The sequence below is a fragment of the Bifidobacterium sp. genome, assembly GCF_050874245.1.
Classification (GTDB): domain Bacteria; phylum Actinomycetota; class Actinomycetes; order Actinomycetales; family Bifidobacteriaceae; genus Bifidobacterium.
In genome coordinates, this window is record NZ_JBNMKH010000028.1 from 1 (window position 1) to 25,682 (window position 25,682).

The window sequence follows — 25,682 nt, forward strand, 5'->3', positions numbered from 1 at the left end:
GCCCATGCGCTGAACCTGCGCGATTCCGGCGTCGACGTCGTCGTCGGCCTGCGCCCGACCTCCAAGTCTGTCGAGCACGCCAAGGAGCAGGGTCTGGAAGTCAAGTCCGTTCCGGAAGCCGCCGCTGAAGCCGACATCATCATGATTCTGGCTCCGGATCAGTATCAGCGCACCATCTGGGCCAACGATATTGAGCCGAACATCAAGCCGGGAGCCGCTGTCGCCTTCGCTCATGGCTTCAACATCCACTACGGCTACATCAAGCCGACCGAGGACCACCCGGTCTTCATGGTCGCTCCGAAGGGCCCGGGCCACATCGTGCGTCGTGAGTACGCCAACGGCCGTGGCGTCCCGGTCGTCGTGGCTGTCGAGCAGGACCCGCGCGGTGACGCTTGGGCCATCACCCTCGCCTACGCCAAGGCCCTCGGCGCACTGCGCGCCGGCGCCATCAAGACCACCTTCAAGGAAGAGACCGAAACCGATCTGTTCGGCGAGCAGAACGTGCTCATGGGCGGCGTAAACAAGCTCGTCGAAATGGGCTTCGAGGTCCTCACCGACGCCGGCTACCAGCCGGAGATCGCCTACTTCGAGGTGTGCCACGAGCTGAAGATGATCGTCGACCTGATGAACGAAGGCGGCCTGAACAAGGACCGTTGGTCCTGCTCCGACACCGCCCAGTACGGCGACTACACCAACACCTGCATCGACGAGCACGTGCGTGAGCGCATGGAATACCACCTGAAGCGCATCCAGGACGGCTCCTTCGCCAAGGAGTTCATCGAGGATCAGGATGCCGGCGCACCGAAGTTCAAGGCCCTGCAGGAGGAGTACTCCAACGTCCGCATCGAGACCGTCGGCCCGAAGCTGCGCGCCATGTTCTCCTGGAACAACGGCCAGGACGAGGACGCCGATATGGCCACCTTCACCGGCAAGATCGCCCGCGGCTGAGTGGTTCTCTGGGCTCGGGAACCGGTTCCGATAAATCCAGCCATCGGAAGGCCGTCACCCCGTTCGTGGGTGGCGGCCTTCCGCTATTTTCTTTCAAGGCTTTCAGTGCGATTTCGCATGCCCTACGAGATCATGCCCCCGTACGCGAAAAACCCATTTCTCGCCGCCAATCCCCAGCCGACGCATGCAAGAGGGTACCAAATCGGTGGAAAATAAAGGAAATCGCACCCCATACTCGAAAAACCTCGATTCATCGCGTTAAATGCCGAATGTGCGGCACAGGTCAAAGATATGGTCAGCCAGTCACCATTTGAGCCAAGCAGACAGACCAAGCAAACCAACCAGACGAGCCAAGCAAGCAGACCAACCAGAGAAACCAAGAGAGATGATCACGCAAACGCAAAAGACCGCCGTCCGAACGAATCGGGCGACGGTCTTAAAGCTTCAGATTCCGGCTCTCAGCTCGGAATCAGGCAATCTCACTGAACCTGGGTACGAGCGATCTTGCCGTTGAAGGACTCGGCCATATCGGCATCGGCGTCCACCTGGTTGTTCCAGGAGAACATGGCGCGCAGCTTCGGGCCAACGGTCTCCAGGTGCGGGTGGCTGTACTCTTCCTGCAGCTTCTTGAACTTCGGAGCGCCAGCGGCCTGGTCATCCATGAACTCCTTGGCGAAGGAGCCGTCCTGGATGCGCTTGAGCTGATACTGCATGCGCTTCTTGGTCTCCTCGGTGATCACGGTGGAGGTGTAATCGCCGTACTGAGCGGTGTCGGAGCAGGACCAACGAGCCTTGTTCAGGCCACCTTCGTTAGCCAGGTCAACCAGCATCTTCAGCTCGTGGAACACCTCGAAGTAGGCGATCTCCGGCTGGTAGCCAGCCTCGGTCAGCACGTCGAAGCCCATGTCGCACAGGTGGTTGATGCCGCCCATGAGCACGTCCTGCTCGCCGAACAGATCGGTCTCGGTCTCCTCGGTGAAGGTGGTCTTGATGGCGCCTGCACGCAGGGCACCCAGAGCCTTGGCGTAAGCCAGGCACAGCGGCCAGGTCTTGCCATCCGGATCCTGCTCGACAGCCACGACGACCGGGACGCCACGGCCAGCGGCGTACTCACGACGAACGATGTGGCCCGGGCCCTTCGGAGCGACCATGAAGACCGGGTGATCCTCGGACGGCTTGATGTAGCCGTAGTGGATGTTGAAGCCGTGAGCGAAGGCCAGAGCTGCGCCCGGCTTCAGGTTCGGCTCGATGTCCTTCTTGTACACGGCGGCCTGGTACTGATCAGGCAGCAGAATCATCACAACGTCAGCCTCGGCAACGGCGTCGGCGACGGACTTGACTTCCAGGCCCTGCTCCTTGGCGTATTCCACGGACTTGGAGGTCGGACGCAGGCCGACGACGACGTCGACACCGGAATCGCGCAGGTTCAGCGCATGGGCATGACCCTGGGAACCGTAACCGAGGATGGCGACCTTCTTGCCATCGAACACGGACAGATCGGCGTCCTTCTCGTACCAGATAGTTGCTGCCATAATAGGCGCTCCTTTATTTTTCTTTTATTGCGATTCGGGATTTTGCTTTCCCGAACAAACTCGCGTTTTCTTATTCTTTTTTCGGTTGTCGCGGCGGGCCGTGGCTCCTAGGAGTTTACTCCCCCCGGATTGTGTCCGAGGAACCACCCCGCATCTCCTGCGGAACTGTTTTAGTCCCGCTTTCTTTATGTTGCTTGTTGGCGTTCACATAGTGGTTATGTTCGCGTCAAACGATTTTCTGTAGGGCTGTCGAACCCAGCCACCGATTTCACTTGGTGAACGGAGCCGTCAAGACGGCAGTCCAGTGGACTGCCGATAGGCGACGCCTGAACGAAGCGGCAGCTGAGTGAGGGCAGGTATCTGCCGTTGATTTCACTTGGTGAAATCAACGTCCTTAGTCTCCTTGCAGCTCAGCACTGCGATAAGGCAGCACAGGGCCATCACGCCGAGGTACAGGCCAACGGAATGCACGCCCCAGTGGTGGGACAGCCAGGTGGCGATGGTCGGCACGAAAGCCGCGCCGACGATGGCGGCCAGGTTGTAGCCGATGCCGGATCCGGAGTAACGCACGTTCGCGTCGAACAGTTCCGGCAGGAAGGCGCCGATCGGACCGAACGCGGTGCCCATCAGAGCGAAGCCGATGCACAGGAACAGCAGGTTGGTGACGAAGTTGCGCTGGCCGACGACCGCCGGATCAAGCAGGAACGGGAAGAGCAGTGCGAAAGCGATGAGGCAGCAGGAGGAGATGACGATCACGCGCTTGCGACCGAACTTGTCGGCGTTCACGCAGGAAATCACAATGAATGCAGCGAACACGCAGACGGCAACCATCAGCATGAGCAGATACTCCTGGTTGCTGAAGCCCAGGCCGCCACCGCCCTGCTCGACGGTCTTGGTGCCCCAAGCGAGGGACCAGGTTGCCAGCGTGTAGAACAGCGTGTAAGTGACAGCCACCAAGAACGTGGCCTGGATGACTTCCTTCCAGCTCTTCTTGAACACTTCGGTAAGCGGGGACTTGACGACCTTCTTCTGCTCCTGGGCCATACGGAAGATCGGGGTCTCCTCCATCTGGACGCGGACGACGAGGCCGACGATCACGAGGATGGCGGACAGCAGGAACGGCACACGCCATCCCCAAGCGAGCATCGCGTCATTGTCGTTGAAGGTCTCCAGCAGGAAGTAGGTGCCGTTCGACAGGAAGAAGCCGATCGGGGCGCCCAGCTCCGGGAAGGAGCCGTACAGCGCGCGCTTGTCCTCCGGAGCGTTCTCGGTAGCCACCAGCGCGGCGCCGGACCATTCGCCACCCAGGCCGATGCCCTGAACGAAGCGGCACAGGCACAGCACGGCGACGGCCGCGACACCCCACTGGTTGTAGGTCGGCAGGCAGCCGATCAGGAAGGTGGCGATGCCCATGGTGAGCAGGGAGACCACCAGCGTGGTTTTGCGGCCCATACGGTCGCCGAAGTGGCCGAACACCAGAGAGCCCAGCGGACGGGCGATGAACGCGATGGCGAAGGTCAGCAGGCTGGCCAGCAGCGCGACGGTCGGATTGGTGGTGTCTCCGAAGAACACCTTCGGGAAATAATTCGCAGCGGCGGTGCCGTATGCGTAAAAGTCGTAGAACTCGATGGCGGTGCCGACCATGGATGCCGCGATCACGGTCTTCACCGAATCGCGTACCATCGCCTGCGCCTTGCCAGCGGCCGCTTCGACTGCACTCATTGATGTACTCCCTGTACGTCCTGTTACCGGCTCCCAACTTCCGCCGATAACGATGTTGTTTGTATGTTTTTCTGTTATGCGCTATGCCGGCCGGCTTCAAAGGTTTCCGTTGCGTCTGCCTTGTGGGCTGCAACAAAAAAGGCCCCGCATCATGCAGGGCCATCAACGTGTGTGTTACGCGCGCCTCAAACCCTGCCTTCGTTGGCGAGGGATTGAAGCCGCTATGCTCGAATCAGTCCGCCAACGAAAGCGGAATAATAATTCGTGCGGACAGCAGTACGCGCGCAACCATTCCGTTCATCTTGGCGGACCTCCTTTCGCAAAGTCTTTCGCTCGGCGGGATTTCCGCTCGAACTAAGCCTTAAAAGTAGGCGTGTCCACCTCCCCCATCTACCAAAGGTTCACTATGTGGACACGCCTGCCTGAATTGTTTTTCGAATCGCCTTTCAGGCTATTTTCCGCCGTTTTTCAATCGTTTTCGATTGACGTTCCGTCATTTTTCAGCGGCAGCGTCAGAACGGCGGCAAGCAGCATGGCGATCGCGGCCACGGCGAACATCGGCAGATAGGCGCCCGTCGCGATGATGACGGCCGCGCAGACGGCGACGCCGAGCAATGCGCCGATCGTATTGGCCACTCCGTAGGCGGCCAGTGAACGTCCGACGGAACGCACGTCCGGCAGAATCGCCAATTCCAGGCTCTGGCTGGTGCTATCAAACACGACGTACGCAAAACCGGCCAGCAACGCGTACAGCGCGATCGCCAGCATATGGTCGTCAATCAGCAACGGCAGGACGGCTGCGACAGCGAACAGCACGCAGGATGCGACGGCTGGCATACGCAGATCGTCAACGGCGCGAGCGATGCGGCCGAGCAGTAGCGCGGCGGCCAGCGCGCCGACAAACGTGCAGACGGCCATCGCCACAACAACCGCACCAGCGCCATGGAAGCCGAGGAAACGGCTATCGACGGAGGCTTTATCGAGTCCGAATTGCGCCATATACCATTGGAATACGGTGATGCCGACGGTGGCGGCGACGCCCAGCATGCGGGCCACAAACGCCACGTAAAACTTCGGCGCGTCCTTCGGAGGGCGGTATTGCGAGAAGTAGTCGCTCCGCTTCACGCTTCGGCGGGGCAAATAGCTGCTGGACGATTCGAACGGCAGGATCAGCAATGTGACGATGGCCGCAACGAGGAAGCCCCATGCACAGTCCACGATGGCCGTGCGTGTGGTGCCGACGCTCCAGTCGAGGCCGTCGAGGTTCCATGTGGCAGCCACGGCAGCGATGACGCCGACCATTTCGCCGAACGCCTGCCCTTTACCACGCCACGAATCGGCGCGGTCGCGGAATTTGTCGGGAATGCGTTCGCCGAACGCGGCGGCGAACGGTATGGCGACCATCGCATAGCCAATCTGCGCGAGCAGCCAGAAGAACACGGCCAGTGGAAGAATTTCGGCGGTGGCCATGATGGCTACCGCAGCCGCCGTAAGCACGCTGCCGCCGATGATCCACGGCGTACGGCGGCCGAAGCGGCAGTAGGAATGGTCGGATGCCACCGCGATCACCGCGTTCATCACAAACGTCAGCACGAAGCCCGCGATGGTAAGCAGAGCAAGGTTGCACGAGCTGTTCAGGCCGTTGGCCGGGGTCAGTCCGCTAGTGCCGTCGACGGCAGTGAGACGGCAGACGAATTGCGGCATGAGCACGGTGTTGAGCGCCGCGAGCGGCACGTTGAACAGCATCGAGCCGAGCGCGAAACCGGCAGTAAGACGGTTGGCTTGCGATTTGGTTGGCTTAGTGCCGTCCGGCGCGGTCATCGGGTCGCGCAGGTCAAGGAAGGACGATTCGAGGTTCGGCACGGCCGCATCGAGATGCGCGGCGGCGGTGAGAGGCGCGCCACCTTCTGCGGCGATGCGCGCGACCTGCGTTTCGGGACGCTCGTTGGAGGCTTCCGGCACACGCGGGTGCTGCTGCACCGACAGCCGGCGCATGGCCGCCTTCGCTTCGGGAGTCAGGGTCTTCTCATAATCGGGACGATCGTCGATGCCGGGGCGGATGAACACCTGGCCGGGCAGCGGTTGCGGCTTGAATTCGTTATTCTGATTGTCTTCGGTCATATCTGCTGTTTTCTTAGCTTTTCTGCTTCATCTCACATGCGGGTCATGCGCATACCATGCTACGCACGTATCCGAATCGCAATGCATACAAAAAATGCCCGAACGCACTGCGACAGCGCATTCGGGCGATTCGTCAACGCAACTTACGATAGCAACACGTCCAGCCACCGCCGCCGGTACGGCAGACGGCTATGGAACGGACGGCGCGCAATCGCAAGAAAAACAGGCGTCAGGCGGCGACCGGCGGATTGGCGATCAGGTCGTCGGAACGGTGGGCGCCGGCTGCGTCCTCCCATTCCAGCGTGGCGACCGGTGTGGTGTTCTCGACGCCCAGACCGCGCTTCGGTTCGAAGGTCAGCGTGGCCTGCGTGGTGGCGCCGCGCCAGGTGAAGCTGATGGAATCGTCGCCGTCGGTGGTGTACGAGAACGTGCCGTCGAAGGCGTCGAGCTCGTTGCGGAACTTGGCTAGGGCGTTGAGGGCCTTGACCACCGGACGCTTGAGGTTCTCGTCGATCTCCTCGGTGGAGTAGTAGTGGCGGTTGATGTCACGGCCGTTGTTGGTCTTGCGCAGCAGCTCCATGTCATTGCGGCCGGCGAGCGCGCCCACGTAGTAGACCTGCGGCACGCCCGGCAGGAAGAACTGCACGGCGCGGGCTGCGATGTAGTGCTGGTCGTTGCATCCGAGCGCCGAATAGTAGGTGCTGTTGACCTGGTAGAGGTCAAGGTTGGATGCCGCCGCGCCGGTTGCCGCCTGGGATTCGCCGTGGGTGTTGGCGTGGATGGTGTTGACCAGGTTGTCTACATCCTCGTCCGGCACGAGACCCTTGAGCGAGCGGTCGAGCTGGTCGGAGCCGATGTCGATCACGCCGATGCCGTCGTGCGTATCGAGCACGGTGACGGCATTGTTCGGACGGATGTCGGTCCAGTGGGCGACGGGCTCGACGTGGCCGGTGCTCAGCGCGTGCAGGAGCAGCGGCGGCAGGGCGAAGTCGTAGACGCGGTCGACCTTGGATGCGATCTCGACCTGCTTCTTGTAGTAGGAGTGCACTTCGATGAGGATCTCCAGGCCGCGCTTCATGCCTTCCTCGCGCAGACGGGAGATGAGCTTGAAGGTCTTCGGGGTCATGAAGCAGCTGGTGCCGGCTTCCTTGGCACCATAGCCGACGGCATCGAGGCGGATGTAGCTGACATGGGAGGCGGCCATCTGGTCGAAGATGGACATGAGGTATTCCCAGCCCTTGTCGGAATCGGTGTCGATGTCCACCTGCTGCGGGGTGAAGCTGACCCAGACCAGACGGGTCTTGCCGGCGAACTTGTAGTGGGTGAACGGCAGGCCCGGGCGCGGGCGGTAGATGCCGGCCAGATCCTCTTCAGTGGCGCCGTTCGGGAAGACGGAGCTCATGGTGAGGAACATCGGATAGTACTCGGATTCCTCGCCCTTGGCGAGCACGTCCTGGAACTGCTTGGACTGCCAGCTCATGTGGTTGACGATGGCGTCGACCATGATGTCGTGGGTCTTGGAGAGTTCGGCCACGTCGTCCCAGCTGCCGAGGCGCGGGTCGACCTTGGTGTGGTCGATTGGGTCGAAGCCCGCGTCGGCGCCGTCGAACGGGGTGAAGAACGGCAGGATATGCACGCCGTCGTACACGCCGTCGAAACGAGTGCGCAGGATTTCGGTCATGGATTTGAGGGTTCCGTCGCCGAGACGGTTGGCGTAGGTGATGAGCTGCACCTTGTTTTTCATGGGACCTCCTTTGGCTCCGTTTCTATTCTGAACGAACCTGGGCTTCCGTTCCCGGGCTCTCGCTTCCGGGCGAGTTGGACGTTTCCTGACGTTTCCTGACGAGTTGGGTAACGTATCCGAAGTTCGCTCATTGTTGCATCGAACCGGTTCGATATTACCGCAACAAACCTCTTCGCACCAAAACCGCAACCCTCATCCGGGCGTGTCGAACCGGTTCGAACGCAACCACCCCATCCAACGCATCCCACCATCGCCCGAGTGTCCGATTCTCCAGAATCGGACAAACGAAGCATCGCAAACATACGCCGAGTGTCCGATTCTGCAGAATCGGACACTCAGACGGCATACGAAAGGCATGCGAAAGACAGACAGAGGCACGTGAAAGGCATGAGGAAGCGCGGCGGCTATTCCGCAGGCGACTGGCCATGACTGGCCACGACTAGCTATGGCTAGTTGACCAGCTAAAGGACTAGCGCTACTAGCGCTGAAGGACTAGCGGGTGGTGTCACCCAGCTTGAGGGTCACGGGGATGAGCACGCTCGGCTCGTACGGCTTGCGCCCATCCTCCCGTTGCGCCACCGACCCACCTTCACCGCTCTGCGCGATCGCACGGACGATGTGTCCGACTGCGACCTGCGCGATCTTCTCGAAATCCTGCGCCACGGCGGTCATCCTTATGCCGGCCAGATCGGTCAGATACGTGCCGTCGTACGCGATCACCTGCAGGTCTTGCGGAATCGAAATGCTCCGACGCAACGCCTCCCGCACACACAGCGCGGCGCCGATGTCGGAGCTGACCACGGCGTCGATGCCGTCCGGCTGCATACGGTTGAGCACATCGTTCACCGCATCCTTGTATCCCTGGAAATCCTGCACGTTTCCGGCTTCGACATACTCGTACCGCACGCCGGCCGCCTTGAGCTCCTGCTCCAGCGTGAGGTAATAGCGGATTGTGGGAAACGTCGTCTTGTGCAGGTCGAAATCGTCCAATTCGCCGCCACTTTGCGCCGCCAAATCGAAGAACTGCTCACGTGGTCCGCCGATCATCACCACATGTCGGGCACCGGTGTGGACCAACATGTGCGCCATCAGACGGCCGCCCTGTTCATGGTCGGAACCGATTGACGCGATGCCGTCCCCCAGCACGCGGTCGAACGCGACGACCGGCCTGTCGATGGACGTCCAGTAGTCGTTCGGATGCGTGGTGTGCGAGCAGACGATGATGCCGTCCATCATGCGACGGCGCAGCATGTCGACGTATTCGGCTTCGCCGTTCTCCGCGTCGGCCGTGGAGCACAGCATGGTGCGCAGTCCATGGGCGGCGAGCTCATGCTGCAGATGCGCGGTAAGGGTGGAGAAGAACGGGTGACGGATGGTCGGCACGATCACGCCGACCAGGTTCGTTCGATTCTTGTACAGATTGCGCGCCAGCTCATTGGGCACGTAGTTGAGTTCCTTCATGGCCGTCTTCACCCGCGAGCGCATGTCGTCGGACACGTATCCCGTCTTGTTGACCACCAATGAGACGGTGCTCAGCGACACCCCGGCCTTCTTCGCCACATCACGCATGCCAACCATTGTTTCGCCCCTTTTTTCGCATGCCGACATAAACAAAATTGACGCACCCCACTTTAGCAAAAGTCGAACAGTTCGACATGGAAATCGCGTTTCCTTTCTTCAAAAACCATCGCAAAAACACGCTGCGCTCTTCCATCGAATGCCATCGTATTCGGGAGGCCATCATGTCCACACGCCGGTCGTATACGATTGGTTGCATCCGGCTTCCGTATACGATCGGCCACACACGAAAGGGTGGTGCGACGCTTGCGATTACCGCTTGCACCGCACCACCCTTTCCATCGCTTCGCCCACATCGATATGCCGTTCCTTCAATCAGGCAAATCAGGCAAATCCACCAGACAAGCAGGCACTTCAATCAGGCAAATCAGACCTTCGGCACGGAGCCTTCCTGGGAATGGTCGAAGACTGGCTTGTTGTCCGCATCGTATTTGTAGACGCCGATGGAGGCCGAGCTTGGGTCATGCGCGTCGTTGAACGCGCCGATGGAAGTCTGGCCTTGGTATTGGATATCCTTGCCGTCCTTCAGCAAGGCGAGGCAGGCCTTGTACGAATCGCACTTCTCGCCCTTGGTGGAGCCGGAGACAGCCATGAGGTTCTTCTGCACGGTTGCGCCATCCGTGGCTCCTCCCTTCTGCGCGGCGAGCGCGGCCAGCACGATGGCGTCGTAGGTTTCGGCGGTGTAGGTGAAGTCGGTGACCTTGGCATTGAAGGATTTGACGTTCTTCTGGAATTCCTCGGTCGGGTGGGCTCCCGGAATGGTGCCGGTGGAGCCTTTGAGTAGACCCGCTTCGAAATCGGAGGAATGGTCGACGGTGTTGCCGTCGGTCATGTACAGCTTGTGGGTGTCAATGCCTTGGGCCGCGAGCTCCTTGACGAGTGGCACGGTCTGATCGAAGGCGATGACGAGCACCGCGTCCGGATTGGTAGCCTTGATGGCGGTGACCATCGAGGAGAAGTTCGTCTCGGTCGGGTCGAAGGTATCCTTCTCGCCGTAAACCACCTTCACGCCGGCGTCCTCCACGGTTTTGACGACCACGTCACGCAAGGATGTGCCGTATTCGTCGTTGAAGACCGCGACGGCGAGGTTTTTCACGCCGTCCTGGGCGATGATCTGGCCGAGGACCGCGCCTTGCACGGTATCCGGCGGGATGGTGCGGAAGAAGTAGTCGTTGAGGCCGGAGAAGGCCGTGGATGTGGCTCCCGAGGAAATCATCGGCACTTTGGCGGAGGTGACCTGCTTGTAGGTGTTCTTGACCACGGAGCTGGATGGAGGACCGACCACGACGGAGGGGTTCTTGGCGAGCACCGACTGCGCGGACGAGGTGTTCTGGTCGGCATGGTCGGCGTCCGACGTGTCGGCGGAGGTGATTTCGATGTCCTTGCCGAGCACGCCGCCGGCCGCGTTGATGTCCTTCTGCGCGAGCTTCATGGTGGCGATGTTGGCCGGTCCCAGATAGGCCATGGAACCGGTCAGGGGAAACAGGCCGGCCGCCATGAATGTGCCGGACGACTTGGACGATCCGCTGGAAGCCGAATCGGACGAGGACCCGGTGGCCGTGCCGGACGAACCGCAGCCGGCCATCATCATCGTCAATGCCGCAACGGCTGCGGTGATCGTAATAATCGTTGTATTCGAATCCTTCTTGGAAGTGAATGCACGCATCGTAAGCTCCTCTCTTTGCTGCGATCTCGCCGCTCGGTGCGGTTCGAACGCGAATACGTGCCCGGATACGGAAAACCGCGGGAAAGCGCTCGAGCAGCTTTTGGCTGGATTGGTGGATTCCCGCGGTTTGGTTATGCGCTATGGGTTTGCGCAACGATGGGGTTATGCGCTATGCGGCTGTCGGTATGGTTGTCGACCGATGCAGACGGCGACCGATATGACGGCAGCCACTACGGACGGCAGCCGCATTGCGCCGGATATCGCATCACTCGGACGGCACATCACCGGACTGGGTGTGGTCGAACACCGGTTTGTTGTTGCCGTCGAAGGTGTAGATGCCGATGTTGGCCGAGCTCGGATCGTTGTTCTTGTTGAACGGGCCGATGCCGGTCTGGCCTTGGTATTGGATATCCTTGCCGTCCTTCAGCAAGGCGAGGCAGGCCTTGTACGAATCGCACTTCTCGCCCTTGGTGGAACCGGAGACGGCCGCCATGTTGGCTTGGATGGTCTTGCCGTCGGCACTGCCGCCCTTCTGCGCGGCGAGTGCGGCGAGGATGATGCCGTCATAGGTCTCGGCGGCGTATGTGGTGGTGTTCTTCAGGTCCACGCCGGTGGATTCGAGGCGCTTGACGAACTCGTCGGATGGGTTGACGCCCGGGATGGTGCCCTTGGATCCCTTGAGCAGGCCGGCATCGAAATCGGAGGAGTAGTCGGAGGTGTTGCCGTCGACGAAGTACAGCTTATGCATGTCCACTCCGGCTGAGGCGAGCGCCTTCAGCAGCGGCTCGGTCTGGTCGAAGGCGATGACGAGCGTCGCGTCCGGATTGGACGCCTTGATGGCGGTGGCGATTGAGGAGAAGTTTGTTTCGGTCGGATCGAAGGTATCCTTCTCGCCATAGACGATGTCGACGCCCGCGTCGCTGGCGGTTTTGACGATCGTGTCACGCAGGCCGGTACCGTATTCGTCGTTGAAGACCGCGACGGCGAGCTTCTGCACGCCATCCTGGGCGATCAGGCTGCCCAGGACGGCGCCCTGCACGGTATCGGGGGCGACGGTACGGAAGAAGTAGTCGTTGAGGCCGGAGAAACTGGCGGAAGTGGCTCCCATCGACAGCATCGGAACACCTTGCGAAGTGATGGATTTATAGGTGTTCTTGACTACGGAGCTGGAAGCCGGACCGATGATGAACGACGGGTTCTTGCTCAGCACGGATTGGGTGGCGGATGTGTTCTGGTCGGCATGGTCCGCATCGGACGTGTCGGCGTCCACGGTGGTGACTTTGTTGTCAAGCACGCCGCCCGCATCGTTGATATCCTTAACGGCCAGCTTTTCGGCGGCCAGTTCAGGCGGGGCCAGATAGGCCAGAGAGCCGGTTTCCGGCCACAGACCGCCAAGCACGAATTTGGTGGTCTTGGCACCGGAAGACGATCCCGAACCGCTTGACGATCCTTCCGACGAACTGGACGAACCGCAGCCGGCGAGCGCCATGACAGCGGCCGCCACCATGGCGGTGGCCGCGACGCCGATCTTTCTTATGCTCTTCATTTGAATCACCGTTTCCTCTCTTGGCTCCGCTTGCTGCCGAGCCCTTGGTGACGATCATCGAGATAGGTTGCTCGAATATCTTGAATCGCACTATAAGCGGCGAGAAAACCGATCGTGTATGCGTGAAGTTAATCAAAGATGAAGCCCGAAAACTGTTGGAAACACAAGGATTTGCACCCGTTTTCAGGCATGGAGGAACCGCCGGCGAGGCATTCCCTTCGGGGGTGCCCCGTCGACGGCGAACGCGACCCTTTACCTGCCTTCCTCCTGGACCTCTTCTTCCAGGTTGCCCAAGTACAAAGAAACGACCTTCGGATCGTTCATCAAATCGCGTCCTTTGCCGGAATACGCGTTGCGGCCTTGGTCGAGGACATAGCCGCGATCGCAAATCTGCAGGCATCGGCGGGCGTTCTGTTCGACGATGACCACGGAGACGCCTGCCTTATTGACCTGGCGCACGCGAATGAAAGTCTCATCCTGCAGCATCGGGGACAGGCCGGCGGAAGGCTCGTCGAGCAACAGGACGGAAGGTTTCATCATGAGCGCGCGGGCCATGGCCACCATCTGTCGTTCGCCGCCGGAAAGCTGGCCTGCGAGCTGGTTCTTGCGCTGGCCGAGCTTGGGGAAGATGGAACACACGTAGTCGAAACGCTCATCGAACAGTTTCGGCGCCTGGAATGCGCCCATGTGCATGTTTTCCGCAATGGTCAGGCTGGGGAAGACGTTTTCGGTCTGGGGCACGAAGCCGACGCCACGGGAGACGAGCTTGTCGGCGCGCAGGTTGGTGATGTCCTCACCCTTGAGCAGAAGCTTGCCGGAATGGATGCGAACCAGGCCGAACAAGGATTTGAGCAGTGTTGACTTACCGGCGCCGTTCGGACCGATGATGCCGACGATCTCGCCTTCGTGCAGGGTCAGGGAGGCTCCGTTGAGGATGTTCACGCCGGGAATGTAGCCGGCCACCAGGTCCACCGCGTCAAGCAGCGGTTCGCCGGCAGGCTCGCCCACATGGATTTGCGCGCGAGTCAACGGCCGCTCCCCGGCCCTTTGCTCTCCAGCCCCTTGAATGTCCGATTCGGCAGAATCGGACACGTGAGCCACCGAATGTACCGTCCGAACGTCCGATTCTGGAGAATCGGACAAACCCGCTGCCGGAATGGCCATGCCAGCCGCACCCCCAGCCACACCAGCCACGCTTGCCTTGTCACCCATCTCAAGCCTCCTTCAAATCTTCCAGCACGGAATCGTCACCCAAATCCACATTGGCGTGCGCACCCAGATACGCATCGATCACTGCCGGATCATTCATCACGCTCTTCGGCTGTCCTTCGGCCACAATCTTGCCTTCGGCCATCACGGTGACCCAGTCGGCGATATGGCGAACCATGTTGATGTCGTGCTCCACGAACAGCACCGTGGTGCCTTCCTCTCGCAGCGCCATGATGTGGTCGAGTAGCGATTGCTTCAACGCCGGGTTGACGCCGGCCATCGGCTCGTCCAGCATGACCAGCTGCGGATCCGACATCAGCGCACGGGCCATTTCCAGCAACTTGCGTTGGCCGCCGGAAAGCGCGCCCGCATAATCGTCCTTCTTTTTGATCAGCAGGAACCGTTCCAGCAACGCCTCCGCCTTTTCGATGTTCGCCTGCTCCTGCTTCTTCCACATACCGGGGAACAGCGCGCGGAACATGCCTTCGCCCGGCTGCACGGGGGCACCGAGCAGCATGTTGTCCAACACGGTCAGCCGGCTCATCACCTTGGTCAGCTGGAACGTGCGCACCATGCCCATGCGCGCCACTTTCTCAGGCTGCACGTGGGCCATGTCCTTGCCGTCGAACTGCCATGTGCCGGTGTTCGGCGTATCGAAACCGGTCATCAGATTAAAGAACGTGGTTTTGCCGGCGCCGTTCGGTCCGATCAACGCGGTGATGCCGTGGCGTTCGATTTCGAAGTGGCTGACGTCCACGGCGGTCATGCCGCCGAATTTGCGGGTCACGTTGTCGGCCACCAGAATCGGGTCGGGTTTGTGCACGCCCGGCTTGTTCTCCACGAATTTCAGATCATCGGTGACTTTGTCCCGATAGGCGGTGGAGATCAGGGTCTCACCTTCCGGCGCTTTGGTGGCCCATTTGGTCAGGTCTTGGAACGGCACTCCCGGCTGCACTCCGGATGGGCGCTGCACGGTGGTCGGAGTATTCGTTGTATCAGGCATGGAAAGCCAACTCCTTTCGGTCGCCCAACAGGCCTTGCGGTCTGAAAATCACCAGGCACATCAGCGCCACGCCGACGATCACCCAGCCGAGGGCTTCGATCTGGTTGGAAGAGATGAGGGTTTCGGGAACGGTGTTGCGCATGACCTCCTTGACGAAGGTGAGCAGCACCCACAGCACGCAGGAGCCGAGCACCGGTCCGAGAATCGTGGCCGCGCCGCCCAACAGCAGAATCGTCCACACATAGAAGGTGACGGTACGACCAAGCGAATCTGGCTGCACGGAACGCGGCAGAACGAAGATGATGCCCGCGATCGCGCCAAACAGGCCACCCAGAATCAGCGATTCCATCTTGTACTTCGTTACCGGCTTGCCGAGCGAGCGAATCGCATTCTCGTCCTCTCGAATGCCCTTGAGCATGCGGCCCCACGGCGAATGGAACCAACGCCAGCACAGCAGCGCCACAATCGCCACCAAAACCCAGGCCACGATGCGAAGCCACCAGGAATTGGCGATGTTGTTGCTGTACGTCCACAGCAGGAACGTGGTCGAGCCGTCCGGCAGCGGGGACAGCGATTCGAATTTTCCGGTGAAGTCCTGTGGCGAGATGCCGGCGGAACCGCCCGTGATCTTCGTCATGGCCGTCGACCTGCCGATGATGCGGATGATTTCCGCGGCGGCCAACGTGACCATGGCCAGATAATCGGGGCCGAGTTTCAACGTCGGTATACCGAGCAGCAGCGCGTAGATAACCGCGAGCGCGAGCGCCGCGCACACCGATGCGAACAGGTTGCAGCCCATCGACTGCGTGATGGCGAACCCGTAGGCGCCGAGGAGCATGAATCCGGCCTGGCCCATGTTCATCAGGCCCGTCATGCCGAAGTGGATGTTCAAGCCGATGGCGGCGAGCACGTATGCCGCCGTGGTGGGGGCGATGAGCTCGCCCGCCGCGTTGGAGATGATTGTCATGATGTCCATATGGATCAGCCCACCCTTTGTTGCTTTCCGAAGATGCCCTGCGGGCGCACCAGCAGAACGATGATGAGGATTGCCAGCGCGCTGGCGTAACGCATATCGTTGGGAATGACGAGCGAGCTCATGTCCGCCACGATGCCGATGACCAGCGAACCGATCAACGCGCCGTTGGCCGTGCCGAGGCCGCCAAGCGTCACCGCGGCGAACATCAGCAGGATCAGGGTCGCGCCGGTGTTCCAGGAGATGCCGTTCAGGTAGACGCCGAGCAGCACGCCCGACAGGGCGGCCATCGCGCACGAGAGGATCCAGACCACACGGACCACCTGGTCCACGTTAATGCCGGATGCCGCGGCGAGCGCCGCATTGTCGGAGACCGCTCGTGTGGCGCGGCCAAGTCGTGTCTTGTAGAGGAACAGGGTGACGCCGACAATCACGCAGATGGCGATGAGTGCGGACAGCAGCGTCGGCATGTCGGTGGTGATCGGTCCGAGCTGGAAACTGTCCGGCACTGATTTGACGATGCCTTTGATGTCGCCGCCGAAGAAGAATTGGAATGTGTATTGCAACGCCATGGACAGGCCGATGGTGACGATCATCTGCTGCATGGTGCCGACGTGGCGTCTGCGCAGCGGCCCCCAGACGATTTCGTTTTGGATGAAACCTGTCAGCGCGCCGATGGCGATGGCGAAGATGGCGGAGACGACCAGCGGCATGTGCATCATCTGCGTGCCGACGTACGCCATAAGGCCGCCGAGCGTTACCTGCTCGCCATGGGAGAAGGACTGCAGTCCGGTGGTGCCGTACACGAGGTTCATGCCGACTGACATAAGTCCCAGCATCAGGCCGAAGATTATGCCGGAATACAGCTGCTGCCAGATGCGTTTGCCGATGTTGGAACTGCTTTTCCTGGCTGGCGATGGCGTGGCGGCCGTCGAACCGGCCGTACTGGACGTGGTCTTATCGCCATTTGCCGAACCGGACGCGGCGGAAGCGGCGGAATCACTGGCTTGGTCGAATCGGACGACGCCGCGTTGCTTGTCGAAGCTGGCTTTCTTGATCGTCACCGTCGCGCTGCTGGCCTTCAAGCCGTGTTCTTGTGCGACGGAATCGTCGATGGTGACGGTGTAGTCGCCGTCATCGGCAACGGAGAAAGCCCATTTGCCATCGGCCGTGGTCTTGGTCTCCGCCGTTTCCTTGCCGGACAGTTTGATGGTGACGTCCGCGATCGGCTTCTTGTCGGCGTCCTGCAGGATGCCGTTGACACAGCCGTTGCTGGCGGTCGGATTGCATTCGTTCACGGCCTTCGCACCGGAATCGGCAGCGAACGCAGTGGAGGAGGGAAGTATGAAAAGCATCGAGAGAACGGCAAAAAACGCGTATATCATGGCGATTCCCGATCGACGATGCCGTATGGAATACGTTACGGCTGTCATTGGTTTTTCCTCTCTTGTTGTCTTCACAACGTAGGAGAGGAAACAGCGTATGCGGTTGCACTCAGATTTCTTTCACGTTACCCGAGACCGTCTGTGTAACGCGAAAATTACGCGCATCTGCCGTGCGGCTACTGGACGTTTGCTAGGCGGCTACTGTACGTAACGCCATGCGCGAGCTATGCGTGCGCTATACGTGCGCTACGAGCGCCCGCCCAACAATGCGATGCCGAAACCAATCGCAACGCAGGCCAGAGGCACCAAAACCGTGGCGGCGCCGTAGCCCGCGGCCATGGCGAAGCGACGTTTGCGAATCAGCGACAGCACCTCGTTGAGCGCCGTGGAAAAGGTGGAGAATCCGCCGAGGAATCCCACGACGAACGTCATGACCGTTTCCATATCCACGGATTGGGAGTAGTACGACATCATGGCAATGCCCGCGCACAGGGAGGCGACGCCGTTGATGACGAGCGTGGCCAGCGGGAAACCGTGCTTGCCGGCGCGGTTCCAGCTGCGTTGAATCGACACGTCAAGCACGTAGCGGGCCATGGCTCCGATGCCGCCGAACAGGCAGATCATCCATATCATCAGCGCACCTCCCCTGTGATCGGATCGGCGACGAGCGGAATCTGCGCGGTGATCGGTTTGGGCTCGAAGCTCGGCGGATTGTCGGTTTGCTGCGATTGCGACGGGGCAGGCTGGCTGGGTTGGTGGGGCTGCGCGGGTTGCTCGGATTGCGGTGTTTGTTGGGAGTGCGGCGTTTGCTGAGGTTGCGGTATTTGTTGAGGTTGCACGGGACGCTCGGACTGTGCAGGCTTTTCGGAATACGCGGACCGTTCGGATTGTGCTGGTTGTTCAGGTCGTGCGAACCATTCCGGCTGTTTGGACTGTTCAGACTGTAGCAGGTCGGCCCGCTGAGGAGCCGTTTGGCTGTCATGCGCCATCGGTTGCGGCTCGCTCGAAGCCTGTGATTGCAGACGCGATGACGATTGCGATTGTGACGGCGATGACGACAAGCCCTGCAGCTGCGGAACCGATAGTTGCGGGATATCCAATTGCGGAACCGGCAATCGGAGGATATCCCGTGAAACATCACGTGAAACCTGCTGCTGAACTGAATCGGCGTGCGTAACGGATGGAAGTTCCGTATTCGCCAAGGAATCTGTACGAGATGATTCGGCCTGGTTGAATGAATCGAATCGAATCGGCGTAATTGACATGTCATCTGCGGATTGGGGGAACCGCGTGCCCTGCGTGGAATCGCCGGCAACCGCCGTGACCTGCGGCACCTGTCCGGTCTGCGCGGCCTGCTGAGCAATCTGCGCGGCCTGCTGAGCGGTCTGTGCCGCCTCAAGAGCCGCCTGCGCAGCGGAATGCGCAGCATCCGCCACTTTCACATGGCGCACGCCATGCCCACCCTGAGTGTCCGATTCTGGAGAATCGGACATCTGAGACTGCCGGACGTTACTGTGAATGTCCGATTCTCCAGAATCGGACACAGAAGCACTGGCAAGCGCGGCACGAACCCGCTTGCGGGTGCCATGCGACGTCACGACCCGCATCAGCGCCATACCGGCGGCCGACGCAATCAAACCGCATACGAAACTTGCCGCGAGATAGCCAAACGCAGCCGCGAATCGCTGTTCATGCAGTCCTTCCATGGTTTCCAACATCACGCCGGACATCGTCGAAAGACCACCAAGGAAGCCCAGCCCCACACCGCGGCTGACGACTTGACGCACCCTGCGACGAAGCCACGACGCGGTCGCCATGTATTCGACCAGCATCGCAAACAGAAAACAGGCGACCATATTCGAAACGAACGTGCCCACAACGAACGGCGTTCCGCCGATGGACGGCATCAGCATGTCCAAAACGCGCCGGCAGCCGACGCCGAAGAAACCACCGGCGAACACCACGACATACATCACCATGTCGGCGAGCGGATTAAACCGCGCCTGCACGCGTTTCATCGGCGCAAGCGGAATCTGAGGCGGATTCTTCGACGCGGCAGCACCGGATGGGCGGACGCCCGCATGAGCCACTTCTTTGATGTCGATCGATTGCGTAGCGGGATTCGGTTCCGTGCCCGCGTTCACCTCCACTGGGCCGTCCTCCGTTTGCCGTTTTTGCGATTCCATTACGCTCCCCTGTATTGGCCATGCGGCGGACAGCGTTGTTCCGCCCAGAGGCCGTGCAACAACGAGCTGGCCGCAGTTGCCGCCTTCCTAACCCAGACAAGTTTACACGTTGGCTCAACCCGCCCACCCTGAATGTCCGATTCTGGAGAATCGGACACTTAAGCCCCGCAAAACACACACCGAGTGTCCGATTCGGCAGAAACGGACACGCAGACTCCAAAACCTGTACCCCATATGTCCTTTTCTCCAGAATCGGACATTCAGGCAACGCATCTGCTACCCCATGTGTTCGATTCTGGAGAAATGGACACTTAGGCCTTACAAACTACACGACGAATGTCCGAATCGGCAGAATCGGACATTCAGGCAACCCGCATATGACCTCACGCGTCCGATTCTCCAGAATCGGACATTCGGGATAATAGGTGGGTTGGGACGCAACGAGGCAATAAGGCTGAGAGCCACTGGAACGTTGAGGGACGCCAGCAGACCGAGCGTCAGCGCCACAAGGTCACGATCGAGCAAAATCACACACACCACAAGGTCACAATCAAGCAAAATCACGCATCGCACAGGGCGCGCATCGCGAGCCGTGCGTCGCTTTCATTCTCACCGCTGAACAGCACGACCAGATAATCGCCCGCACGCAGCCGCGTATCGACGCGTGGCACCATCTGCCGTTCTCCTCGGCGCAGGCCGATAAGCAGGCAGCCGGACGGCCATCGCACGTCACGCACCAGCTTGCCGTCCGCGATCGCCCCCATTTCCAGCGGAAGCTCCATAATGCCGCGATCCACATGGCTGACGACCGCCGTCGTGCCGCCTTGCGCACGTATGTACCGGTCCAGCAGTTCGCCGTAAATCGGTTTCGTACGGAGCAGATCGGAAACCAGCAATGCGATGAACGCGACGGCCGCGACCGGCAGCATGTGCGTCAACGTGCCGGACATTTCCACGGCCAACAGAATCGAAGTGATTGGAGTTTTCACGGACGCCGACAGCGTGCCGGTCATCACGCACACCGCGAAAATCGCCACGGAACCGGACGGCAGCCAACCCAGCTGGCGCAACGCCTGGCCGCAGATGCCGCCGGCGAGCGATCCGACCGCGAGAATCGGCATGAAAATACCTCCGGGCGCACCTGAGCCGAAGCTCGTGGACGTGAACAGCACCTTGACCAGAAACAGCAGGCACAGCATGCCCAGCCCGATACGCGCATGCTCGGCCATGTCAATCAGGTTCGATCCGCCGCCAAGCACGTCAGGCAGCCAAATGCCGACCGGCAACGCGATCGCGATCGCGATCATCGGACGGCTCCACGCAGGCAACCTGCCATACAACGTCTGGAATCCAAGCAGCGAACGGTTCATCAGCGAACCGACCAGACCGGCCACCAATCCCAACGGAATCAGCCACACATACTCGTCAAGCGGAAGCTGGCCGATATCGCCGAAATCAAGCACGGGACGTAGGCCGAAACAGTATTTCGACACGAAATCGGCGGTGAGCGACGCGGCGGTGGCTCCCATCAGAATCGCAGGAGAGAAACTGCGATGCACCCCCTCCAAAGCGAACATCATGCCGGACAGTGGAGCACTGAACGCAGCGGAAAGACCAGCGGCGGCGCCGGCGGTGACCAGATAGTGCTCCTGCACATCCTCGCGCTTCCCGCCACGCAGCCGGTGGGAAAGAAACTGAGCGCCCGAAGCTCCAATCTGAATGGACGGGCCTTCGCGGCCAAGCGACAGTCCGAACAGCGAACCGAGCAGACCGCCGACGAAACGCACCGGAAGAATCGTCTGCCATCGCATTTTCAGACCGCGCATCACCACGCCGTTGGTCTGCGGAATGCCGCTGCCGCCGGCCATCGGCTCTTTTTTGACCATCCATGCGATCGCTAACGCGGCCAATACCGCGGCCAGCGCCCATGGCGCGACGAGCCAAGGGGTTTCGCGAATCCGCGCATACACCCAGCGGGCGGTTTCGGTGCCGTATTCGATGCCGAGACGGTAGGCGACGACAAGGAAACCGGAAATCAGCCCTACAACGACGCCGGCCCCCGCCATCTTCCATTTCAGATGGTCGAATCGAGGAACCAGCTTGTCAATGGATGAGGTCGGGGGCACAACGTTCAGTCGGGGCACAGCGCTCAGTCACAACCTTCAGTCATAACGTTCAGCCGAGGCGCAACGTCTAGTCACAAACGCTTAGTCAATCAGCGAATGAATCTGGATGATGTGGTCGCGCTGCGGGCCGGTGCCGATCACGGAAATACGGCAGCCGGACAGCTCCTCGAGACGCTTGACGTAATCCTGGCAGGTCTTCGGCAGGTCGTTGAAATCGTGGACCTGGGAAATATCCTCGGACCAGCCCGGCATGGACTCGTAAATCGGCTTCGCGACGGTGAATTCGGCCTGGTCGGTCGGCATATCGTCACGACGTTCGCCGTTGACGTCATATGCCACGCACAGCGGAATCTCCTTCAGGCCGGTGAGCACGTCGAGCTTGGTGAGCACGATGTCGGTCAGGCCGTTGACCTGAGCCGCATAACGATTGACGACCGCATCGAACCAGCCGCAACGACGCGGACGGCCGGTGGTCACGCCATACTCGTGGCCCTGGGCGCGCAGCCAATCGCCTTCCTCACCGAACTGCTCGGTCGGGAACGGGCCTTCGCCCACGCGGGTCACATACGCCTTGGCAACGCCGATCACACGGTTGATCTTGGTCGGACCGACGCCGGTGCCGGTGCAGGCGCCGCCGGCGGTCGGGTTGGAAGAAGTCACGAACGGATAGGTGCCGTGATCCACGTCAAGCATGGTGGCCTGGCCGCCTTCGAACAGCACGGTCTTGCCCTCGTCGAGCGCCTTGTTGAGCACCAGCGACGTGTTGGCCACGTACGGCTTGAGGCGTTCGCCCAGCTTGAGCAGCTCGTCGGTGGTTTCGTCCACGTCAATCGGACGACGGTTGTACAGCTTGACGAGCATCTGGTTCTTCTGATGCAGGCTGGCCTCGACCTTGTCATGCAGATGGTCCGCATTGAACAGGTCGTGCACGCGGATGCCCACACGGTTGATCTTGTCGGCGTACGCTGGGCCGATGCCACGGCCGGTGGTGCCGATCTTGTGCTTGCCTAGGAAGCGCTCGGTCACCTTGTCGAGCACGCGGTGATACGGGGCGATGATATGCGCACTTTCGCTCACCAGCAGTCGGGAGCAGTCCACGCCACGGCTTTCAAGACCGTCGATCTCCTCAAACAGCACTTCCGGGTCGACCACCACGCCATTGCCGATCACGGGGGTCGTCGTCGGGCTGATGATGCCGGAAGGCAGCAAATGCAGCGCGTACGATTCGTCACCGACCACCACGGTATGGCCGGCATTGTTGCCGCCGTTGAAACGTGCCACGTAGTCGACCTTGGTACCGATCAGATCGGTCGCCTTACCTTTGCCTTCGTCGCCCCACTGAGCGCCAATCAACACGATTCCCGGCATAACACACCTCCACGATGTCGCCTTGTTTCCGCCGAAAACAGCGTACCGTGAGCCCTCTACTGCGCAGTGGCGGAATTGCGGCGGCAGGCGGTGCGGAGCCGAACCATGCGAAACCGAACCATGCGAAGCCGACAAGACGGACCGTGCCACACGTGCTCGGTCGGGTCACGCTATGCAGATGCCCGCATCACTCCCCCACCATTCCCACACCACGAGTGTCCGATTCTGCAGAAACGGACATTCAAAATACCCACGAACGCACTTCGCGTGTCCGATTCTGCAGAAACGGACACGCGGCTATGGAAAGACCACAGAGGACCACGGAATCGTCCGAATCCCAAACCACACCGCGCAACCCGACCACCCGTCGCGTCACGCAACAGCGGCATAATGGAGGCATGACTATCGCAACACCTGAACGTTATGCCGAGATGCTGGATGCCGCGCGCCGTGGCGGATACGCCTATCCTGCAATCAACGTGACGAGCACGCAGACGCTGAACGCCGCGCTGCAGGGCTTCGCCGAAGCGGAATCCGACGGCATCATCCAGGTGTCCGTAGGCGGATCGGCCTACTTTTCCGGCCAAAGCGTGAACGATCGCGTGGTCGGGTCGCTCGCATTCGCCGCGTTCGCACACGAAGTGGCTGCGCGCTATCCGCACATCACCGTCGCACTGCACACCGACCACTGCGCCAAACAGTATCTGGACGAGTGGGTTCGGCCACTGCTCGCGCACGAGGCGGAGCAGGTAAGTCGCGGCGAGGAGCCGACGTTCCAATCGCACATGTGGGACGGCTCCACCGTACCGCTGGAGGAGAATCTCGACATCGCCGAGGAATTGCTCGACAAGTCGGTGAAGGCGCACACCGTGCTGGAAATCGAAATCGGCGCGGTCGGCGGCGAAGAGGACGGCCATTCCGCGGAAATCAATGAGAAACTGTACTCCACGCCCGCCGACGGTGTGCGCGTGGCGGAACGACTGGGATTGGGCGAGCGCGGTCGCTATATGGCGGCGTTCACGTTCGGCAACGTGCATGGCGCGTACAAGCCGGGCGTCGTGCAGTTGCGTCCGAAACTGCTACGCGACATCCAGACGGAAGTTTGGAACGCGGCGCATGACGGGCGATTGGCCGGCTCGACCACCGGTTCCGATGTGCTGCGCGATATGCCGGAAGGCAAGCCGTTCCCTCTGGTATTCCACGGCGGCTCCGGGTCCACGCCTGCCGAAATCGCGGAGGCGGTGAGCTACGGCGTGGTCAAGATGAACATTGACACGGATACGCAGTATGCGTTCTCGCGTGCGATCGCCGGACACATGTTCCGCAATTACGATGCGGTTTTAAAGATCGACGGCGAGGTTGGCAACAAGAAGCTGTACGACCCGCGTTCGTGGGGACGTGAGGCCGAGACTGCGATGGCCTCGCGCGTGGTTGAGGCGTGCCAGCAGCTGGGTTCAGCCGGGCGCGCGTTGAAGTAGGTTTCTGGGTCTCGTTTTATCCACGCGAAGTGCGGCTGCGGGATTCCATGCCGCTTTTCTTGTGACACTTGCGATGTCGACATGGCTGCATGGCATTTGCACGGCGCATACGGCGCAGGTACGGTGCTCGCGTGTCCGATTCTGGCGAATTGGACACGCGAGCACCTTTTTCATACGCTTGTGTGTCCGTTTCTGCAGAATCGGACACGCGAAATCGGGCGGAACGAATCGAAAGCTCAGGAACGTCGCGAAAACCACACGTTAATCAACGAGCCAGTCACAACGAGCGCCACACCAATCCAGAACGGCATACCCAACGCCACGCCCAGCAACAACGTGCTGGATGCCGTGGAAAAAATCGGGGTCGCATACGAGCCGATCGCCAACGTCTCCATACTGCCGTAAAGCATGCCATACCCCCAGCAAGCGTAGCCTCCGGCAATCGAAAGAGCGCACGCCAGCAGAGCCACATATCCGCCGATGCCGGGAGCCGTCGCAGGCAGACCGTCGCCCGAAACGAAATGGATAATCCACAGCACGACGGCGACACAGCAGAAGAAAATCGTCGTCCCGTCGTATCCGTCGGACATCGACGGCGTCGTGCTCGCGTAAATCGCCCAGATAAAGGCGCCGGCAAGTGCTAGCACGTATGGTAGGGGGTTGCTGGCGATATTGGAGACCGCTTCCTGCACATTCAGGGTCTCACCGCCGACCGCCATCGCCACACCGACGGTGGCGACGACCGCTCCCGGAATCGCCTTGATGACCGCACCGTGTTTACGTGACATGGCGGCGGTCATCAGCACAAGCAACGTCGGCCACAGGTAGTTGACGAGGCTGACTTCCACGGATTGCGCGTTCGTTGTGGCCAGACCGATTGCCAGCGAAATCGACGATTCGTACGCGATGAACATGGCGCCGCCGAGGATGAGATATTTGCGTGGCGCCTGACTGATCGGCTTCGGGCGACGTACGATGAACAGTAACACGCCACCGACGGTATAGATGAGCGCCGATCCGAGAGTGGCACCGAATGATTCGGAAACGAGGCGAACGAGGCCAGCCATGAATCCCCACAGCACGATCGCGGCAAGGCC

The 25,682-nt window shown here is 60.6% G+C and carries 18 protein-coding genes; 2 read left to right on the top strand and 16 right to left on the bottom strand.

The annotated features are described in order from the left end of the window. Positions 1-948 (top strand): ketol-acid reductoisomerase (ilvC, locus tag ACR0P8_RS04550; RefSeq protein WP_432624003.1); only part of this gene is annotated, 948 nt, incomplete at its 5' end. A gap of 479 nt (positions 949-1,427) precedes the next feature. Here ilvC (ACR0P8_RS04550) and ilvC (ACR0P8_RS04555) read toward each other — a convergent pair. The 15 genes from ilvC (ACR0P8_RS04555) to ACR0P8_RS04625 form a co-directional block, all read right to left on the bottom strand. Next, complete coding sequence (ilvC, locus tag ACR0P8_RS04555) at positions 1,428-2,480, bottom strand: ketol-acid reductoisomerase (protein ID WP_432624004.1); 1,053 nt, start codon at positions 2,478-2,480, stop codon at positions 1,428-1,430. 372 nt (positions 2,481-2,852) lie between these two features. Then, on the bottom strand, positions 2,853-4,202 hold the full coding sequence (locus tag ACR0P8_RS04560; RefSeq protein ID WP_432624005.1) for an MFS transporter: 1,350 nt from the start codon (positions 4,200-4,202) through the stop codon (positions 2,853-2,855). 468 nt (positions 4,203-4,670) lie between these two features. Then, a complete protein-coding gene (locus tag ACR0P8_RS04565; protein WP_432624006.1) occupies positions 4,671-6,323 on the bottom strand; it encodes an MFS transporter in 1,653 nt (550 codons plus the stop codon). Between the two features lie 229 nt (positions 6,324-6,552). Then, entirely contained in the window at positions 6,553-8,067 is a 1,515-nt protein-coding gene (gtfA, locus tag ACR0P8_RS04570; RefSeq protein ID WP_308747648.1) for a sucrose phosphorylase, read from the bottom strand. A 492-nt stretch (positions 8,068-8,559) separates the two neighbouring features. Beyond that, on the bottom strand, positions 8,560-9,645 hold the full coding sequence (locus tag ACR0P8_RS04575) for a LacI family DNA-binding transcriptional regulator (RefSeq protein ID WP_432624007.1): 1,086 nt from the start codon (positions 9,643-9,645) through the stop codon (positions 8,560-8,562). 367 nt (positions 9,646-10,012) lie between these two features. Next, positions 10,013-11,311, bottom strand: a complete 1,299-nt coding sequence (locus ACR0P8_RS04580; protein WP_432624008.1) for an ABC transporter substrate-binding protein — start codon at positions 11,309-11,311, stop codon at positions 10,013-10,015. A 265-nt stretch (positions 11,312-11,576) separates the two neighbouring features. Continuing rightward, complete coding sequence (locus ACR0P8_RS04585; RefSeq protein ID WP_432624009.1) at positions 11,577-12,857, bottom strand: ABC transporter substrate-binding protein; 1,281 nt, start codon at positions 12,855-12,857, stop codon at positions 11,577-11,579. Positions 12,858-13,109: 252 nt separating this feature from the next. Further along, a complete protein-coding gene (locus tag ACR0P8_RS04590; RefSeq protein ID WP_432624018.1) occupies positions 13,110-14,021 on the bottom strand; it encodes an ABC transporter ATP-binding protein in 912 nt (303 codons plus the stop codon). 49 nt (positions 14,022-14,070) lie between these two features. Then, positions 14,071-15,069 (bottom strand): ABC transporter ATP-binding protein, encoded by a 999-nt coding sequence (locus tag ACR0P8_RS04595; protein ID WP_432624010.1) that lies wholly within the window; start codon positions 15,067-15,069, stop codon positions 14,071-14,073. After that, positions 15,062-16,045 carry a branched-chain amino acid ABC transporter permease gene (locus ACR0P8_RS04600; protein ID WP_432624011.1) on the bottom strand — a complete coding sequence of 328 codons (984 nt, stop codon included), beginning with the start codon at positions 16,043-16,045 and terminating at the stop codon, positions 15,062-15,064. The genes ACR0P8_RS04595 and ACR0P8_RS04600 overlap by 8 nt, the downstream gene beginning before the upstream one ends. Before the next feature lie 5 nt (positions 16,046-16,050). Beyond that, complete coding sequence (locus tag ACR0P8_RS04605) at positions 16,051-17,475, bottom strand: ABC transporter permease subunit (protein WP_432624012.1); 1,425 nt, start codon at positions 17,473-17,475, stop codon at positions 16,051-16,053. Between the two features lie 198 nt (positions 17,476-17,673). Next, complete coding sequence (locus ACR0P8_RS04610) at positions 17,674-18,060, bottom strand: fluoride efflux transporter FluC (protein ID WP_432624013.1); 387 nt, start codon at positions 18,058-18,060, stop codon at positions 17,674-17,676. Then, a complete protein-coding gene (locus ACR0P8_RS04615; protein ID WP_432624014.1) occupies positions 18,060-19,613 on the bottom strand; it encodes a CrcB family protein in 1,554 nt (517 codons plus the stop codon). The genes ACR0P8_RS04610 and ACR0P8_RS04615 overlap by 1 nt, the downstream gene beginning before the upstream one ends. 560 nt (positions 19,614-20,173) lie before the next feature. Next, the gene (locus ACR0P8_RS04620; protein ID WP_432624019.1) at positions 20,174-21,679 is read right to left on the bottom strand and encodes a ClC family H(+)/Cl(-) exchange transporter; all 1,506 of its coding nucleotides are present in this window, start codon (positions 21,677-21,679) and stop codon (positions 20,174-20,176) included. 141 nt (positions 21,680-21,820) lie between these two features. Beyond that, positions 21,821-23,107, bottom strand: coding sequence for an adenylosuccinate synthase (locus ACR0P8_RS04625; RefSeq protein ID WP_432624015.1), 1,287 nt, complete (start codon positions 23,105-23,107; stop codon positions 21,821-21,823). Between the two features lie 398 nt (positions 23,108-23,505). On the opposite strand from ACR0P8_RS04625, the gene fbaA reads away from it, so the two are divergent. Continuing rightward, positions 23,506-24,585, top strand: coding sequence for a class II fructose-bisphosphate aldolase (fbaA, locus tag ACR0P8_RS04630; protein ID WP_432624016.1), 1,080 nt, complete (start codon positions 23,506-23,508; stop codon positions 24,583-24,585). Between the two features lie 236 nt (positions 24,586-24,821). Here fbaA and yddG read toward each other — a convergent pair. Further along, a partial coding sequence (gene yddG, locus ACR0P8_RS04635) for an aromatic amino acid DMT transporter YddG (protein WP_432624017.1) occupies positions 24,822-25,682 on the bottom strand: 861 nt, incomplete at its 5' end.